Raw genomic sequence first — 5,535 nt, 5'->3', positions numbered from 1 at the left:
AATAACACTCGGAACAGTTGGCGTACCTGGTGGATATGTATCAAAGTAATTGACTGATAGCAGTGAATATATGTTAGTTGGAAATACGGTATTCGTATAGTAAACAGAGAAACCATTAGACAATAAAGGTGTGCTTGATACCCTCTCCACTTGATCCCCTTGCGATAAGGCTGCGTTGGCTGCATTCTGAACTTGTACTCTTGTGTTGCTACCACTATTTGTAAAACCAGAATAGACCAAACGAGAATCAGAATCAAATTTATTAAAAAACCAAAGCCCTAGTGCCTTCTGATTGGAATCTTGGGTCATAATAAGGCGGTTCTGCAAATCGTATATAAAATACTTTGTTCCTTGACCCGGCATTTTCTGTTCCACTAGACGGTCTCTTGTATCGTAATAATGATGGTAAATTAGTTCATCGAGGATGGCTTGGGAAAAGGTTCCAGTGACTTGTGATTTGGTTAATTCTGATGCTTTGGGAGGTATAACGAAAGTAAGATTCCCGAATTCGTCATAAAGATAATAGGTATCCATTGGTACAGTAGTACTATACTCTCGCTTTAAATGTAGTCTGCCCGCCTTATCTAAAAATGTGATTACTATGTGTTTTAATGGTTGAATCGGACTCCAATTTTCATCTTTTGTTACTACTTTTTGTAAAGCCCCTACTGGATAGAAGCCGTTAAAAGACAAATTCGACAAATATATGTCTGTGGCTTGAGAACTGGTTATGTTAAAACTTTTTACTGCATCTGATAATTCATTATGCTCGTAGGCAAATCTTTTTTCATGTCCACCTCCAATTTTCCAAGTGTTACCTGGAGATCCTGTAATAATCACTAGGTCTCGAGGGGAGTCCTCGTATCCTCTCTCATAAAAGGCTGGTTCATTCCCATAGGTAACATTTGATGCAAGGGCTAATTTTTGAGGATTTACTCGTAGTCCCGTATTTCTATCGGTAGGTATGGGTAAATGATCTTTAGCTTGTCTTCCGTATGCATCATATTCGATAGGTGTAACAAGGTCCTTTTGACTTGGTGTTTGCTTCTTTTGTATCCTTTGCAGCTCTCTTCCTAATCCATCGAAATAGACGATAGAGACACGTTTTTCTGAAGTTTCGCCTAGAGGGCTTAAATAGTCTGTAATTTGGATAAAGTTTTGTGAAAATGCATCATACTCGCCCGGATCAGGCTGAGGTATTGGTTGGGGGGCATTCAAATTAATGCTTAAAGTCCCACTAAAACTTGACAAAGCAACTGGATTTGTCCATAGAATGTAAATAGCATTATTTTCAATGTAAAAACGGTACCCTTTATCGCTAAAAAAATGGTTTGACGGAATAGGAATTTCAGTATCAGGCAAAATACCTGGATATGTTGTATTTGTAACAAATCCTGATTTCAATTTCGATGTAGCGAAACCAGCATTGAAATTTAAGGATAGAATGTTATTGTCAACGGTTAATTTCACACTTCCTCCGCCTCCAATATTAAGTTCAGTGAAAACATTCCAATTGAACGATTTTTCAAAATTAACAAACTGGGCATCCACCAATGCAGGCATAAAAGCGAAAAGGAATAGAAGTATAGTCTGGATATTTTTCATAATTCTAATTGCTTGGGAATTGAAAATCGAGATCGATTGGTAAATTATCAGCTATTGTTGGTGCTCCACTTCCTGTGCTTGCCAATTTCGCTCTGATATACCCATCGGGTGTAATTGTAATTGTCCAAATCCCTTTACTATAGGCAGACGAGTTTCTCACAACGGAGGGACGACAAGTGCCATTAATTCTGGCGATCACGACACCTGTCGTTTGCCAAGGCAATCCAGTTCCTGTTGTAAAGCCCACTTGCACCCTGTATGTTAAATTTGCACTTAAGATAGAGATAGAACCGTAATTATACGGTGGATAACTAGTCATTCCACTTATGCTACAGTTGAAACTTACACATGTGCCATTCGCATTGGCATAATCCTGCCCGTTTTGATACAAATCAGTCTGCGCTTTAGAATTTGCATCATTTAAACTTTCAAATGAAAAATGTTTTCCTTGTTCAACGATATAGTTCACTGTAGTGCCGTAGAAATTCATAGGGCAATTTTGCCTAGCATATTTTGCAGACTTAGTTTGGTTCATGTAAATGGGTTCGGGCTGGCGACTTGAAATTTGATAATTAATTTTCTTTGTGGGGACTTTATCAAAATCCTCCACTAAAGTTAGTCGGCCTTTCTGATCGTACTCATAATATTCCGTTTCTCCATTTTGAAACATTGCGCTGCTTGTAACTTCAAAATCTTCATCAAAGGTGTTGAAAATCATTTTATGAGTTGGGAACCCCTTCCGAATGGAATTCTGAAGACTTTCAATTTGAGTAGACGTACCACCATTAATTAACATGGATTTTAGATTATTTACTTGTATAATAAGACTACCTTCATTCACTATTTGTAGTCCTTGAATTTGGACGATTGGAAATCTACTTTTATAGCCGTAAAAAGTGTAAAGATATTGACCTGATTCATTGTGGGACTTAATTAGATTACCATAAGAGTCGTACCAATCGTACCATATTTTACTTACATATGGGTTCTCACCTTTTGCAGAAAGTTCGGCAATTGGATATATGTCTTCGCCAAAAGTTCCATTTTCATTTAAGACGGAAGCAGTACCATAATTTGTTTTTTGTTTGTATGCTACAAATTGATTCTTTGATTTTGAGATATCTGTTATAGCAAATACACGTTTTGAGTTTAAGAAGGTATAAGGTTGAACATTGCTATGATCATTAACATATAAATAATTGTTTTGATCCCACTGCCCATCACTATTTTGTCTTCGTTCTTGCCTTAAAAGTTGATCTCCAAAAGTGCCTAAATCTTGATAATTATAGGTGTTGGTGAAGTTGATAGATTCAGAACCATGATGCACACGTTTATCTATTGAGATAAGGTTGTAATCCGAAAAAAACATTTCATATGCATTCCCTGCTATTAGGTATTCTTGAGCTTGCCCTGAAGAAATTGGACAAACGAGAAAGTATTTAAAACTTAATGCTCTTACACTTTTTGGGACTGTTTCTGCATAATTGTATAGGTCTTCTTCAAGAAGAAGATTTACTGAATTATAAGTTTTCTTTGATTTCAATAAGCTTCGCTTATAAGAATAGTCATTATGTGGTTCAAAAACTGATACTTCTTGGCCAAGTTGACCGCTATTTCCGGCATCAGGAAAATCCGCATAAGTCGTATAATTAAAGAGAAAATAACCTTGGTTTGCTCTTTTTTCAATAACAGAACTATATTGAATGTTTGGGCCAAGTGAATTTGACAATGGAATTACGCTACTTATATTGAAATTAGTTTCATAATAAGGTACATTGTTTTCGCTTGGAATTAAGTAGTTCTTAATATAATACACATTTTTTTGGAGTAGAATGCCAGAAGAAATCGGAGAATCAATTGAAACCGTATACTGAAATTCTCTTTCCGTTTTTTGTAAATCTTCAGTAAGGTCAATTATTTTTCTAATGCGTAAGCCACCTATAACTCCCTGGTCTGGCACTAGAGTTCCATGATGATTTACTGAATTGGAGTAGGTATGCGGTTCGTATGTGAAAAGCCTATAGCCACCCATAGGAAATCGTATTGAGGCGAGACTACCGTAACCAACGCGATTGGGATCTGTTGCTCGTGATGCTTCATGTAATTCCGGATGATTGTAGTCTAAGGTGAATGGAGTAGATTTAAAATATCCAAAATGGTCAATATTACTTGATAAATACCTTGGTAGATCCTCAAATTCATTATATCTGAAGGCGTACTTTTCTTCCAAATCAACTGTTAACATTTCCAATTTCAACCTTGAATTAGGTATGTTGTTATAAGAGAAGTCTATCCTTTTTATAATTTCTCCTTTGCTGCTTTTTACTTGAATGCGATCTAATTTTTTCCATTTTAACGAATTGAAATATGTGCTCCACGTAGCCGTAGAAATTTCGGGATTTGGTGTCACACCATTTAATAACCGTTTAGAATAGTAAAACATTGCATCTTCAACGGCAGCACCATTTGGAGAACTGGCCACCAGTATATCATCTACATCTCGCATCACGTTGTCGATTGGCACATCTCCACTATTGAATTGGTATTTTAAAGCGTTTGAATTGGTGGAAGTTAAAATAACTTCTTTTTGTGCTCGCGTTTTAATTGATTTTAAAAAGGTGGGAATAATTAACTGTCCTTTAGCTCTGACTTTGTTTGAAAAAGCGGTGCCATAAGTACACCCGAGACTGGGATTAAAAATATCCCCTTGAAAAGTCTTTGAAAAATTGCTAAATGAATTTGTAGGATAAAACATGGCAGAATAATCTCCTTGTTCATAATTGAATGAATAGATTAGTTCACCCTGACGATTAAAAACCTCTGACAAGTGCCACGCACTTGAAACCACAGGATTTACTAGTTGGTTGAAAAAGTCAGGAAAGTTGTATTCGATCGCAGAATGTTTTCCTCCAAAAACGAATCGGTTTCCTTTGTCGTCCGTAATCGTTATTTTATTCAATACTTTCGGAAAAAGTCGCTGATTAAAGTTGTTCGTGGCTGGAAAGTCCATTGGCACAACTTTATCGCTCATCTGAATATCGATTTTAAGGTTATCCGAAGAAGAGACTTTCCATTCCCCATCGGATCCGAGAAAAAACTTTCCACTATATCCCATAAAATTGAAAATGAAAAGATCAGGTTCTAGATCCACCGCTGGTTTGGCACCATTTGTTTGCCCACCTGCTCGAATGGTACTTTTCATATAAGTTGGATTATTCCACTGTGTCGTGTTCAAAGCTGAAGTGTAATAGAAGTAGCCGCTTGCATTTCCCCAATGTGAGGCTCCGTTAGGGATATCAGCAGTGAACTTTTCGTCGAAACTTGATCCGCGAACAACTCTAGTGATCACTCCTCCCGCTTCAAGGGTCCAATTTTGACCTACCCAACCTGAAACATCACCAACACGAACTCCTCCTGTATCATATCTTAACTTAATTTCCAAAGGAATATTGCTTTCATTGAATTGATACAAATCAATAGCTACGTTTGCTTTTCCAGTCGATAAATCAGTTGGAACATCACTATATTGGCCTAAGCTTGATATGTTGGGTGAAAATAAAGTTTTGGGCAGTGGTCTTGTTTGAGTTTGGAATTGACCAGGAATTACCATACAAACAATTATAAAAGGATAGACGAACTTTTTGATGTATTGTAAAGCAAATGAATTCATTGTGATTGTTTTTCAAGGTTATTATTAATTCTCAAGAAGGTACTAGAGTGTTACTGAAATATAAATGCTGGAAAATATTTTCAGAACGTAATTGTTACAATCGCAATTATGAACTCACTCACACCTAATCTATTTTTATTAATTTTTTTTTATAAAGTTAATATAATTTTGACAATTAATAGTAAAAATTATTTTAAAGTTGAGAATTATCCATATCGCATGAATGCAAATTCGTAATGTGGCTTAGACTGCCTTGCCCA

2 protein-coding genes are annotated in these 5,535 nt (G+C 36.2%); both read right to left on the bottom strand.

Annotated elements, in window-relative coordinates; translation table 11 throughout:
- Window positions 1–1,605 (bottom strand): DUF6443 domain-containing protein (locus ACX3PU_RS10175; RefSeq protein ID WP_459084931.1); only part of this gene is annotated, 1,605 nt, incomplete at its 3' end.
- 4 nt (window positions 1,606–1,609) lie between these two features.
- Complete coding sequence (locus ACX3PU_RS10170) at window positions 1,610–5,275, bottom strand: DUF5977 domain-containing protein (protein WP_459084930.1); 3,666 nt, start codon at window positions 5,273–5,275, stop codon at window positions 1,610–1,612.
- Window positions 5,276–5,535: the final 260 nt, after the last annotated feature.

The organism is Chryseobacterium sp. A301, from assembly GCF_054489425.1.
Note: the sequence above shows the minus strand (reverse complement) of the source record. Positions and strands in the feature narration are given on the sequence as shown.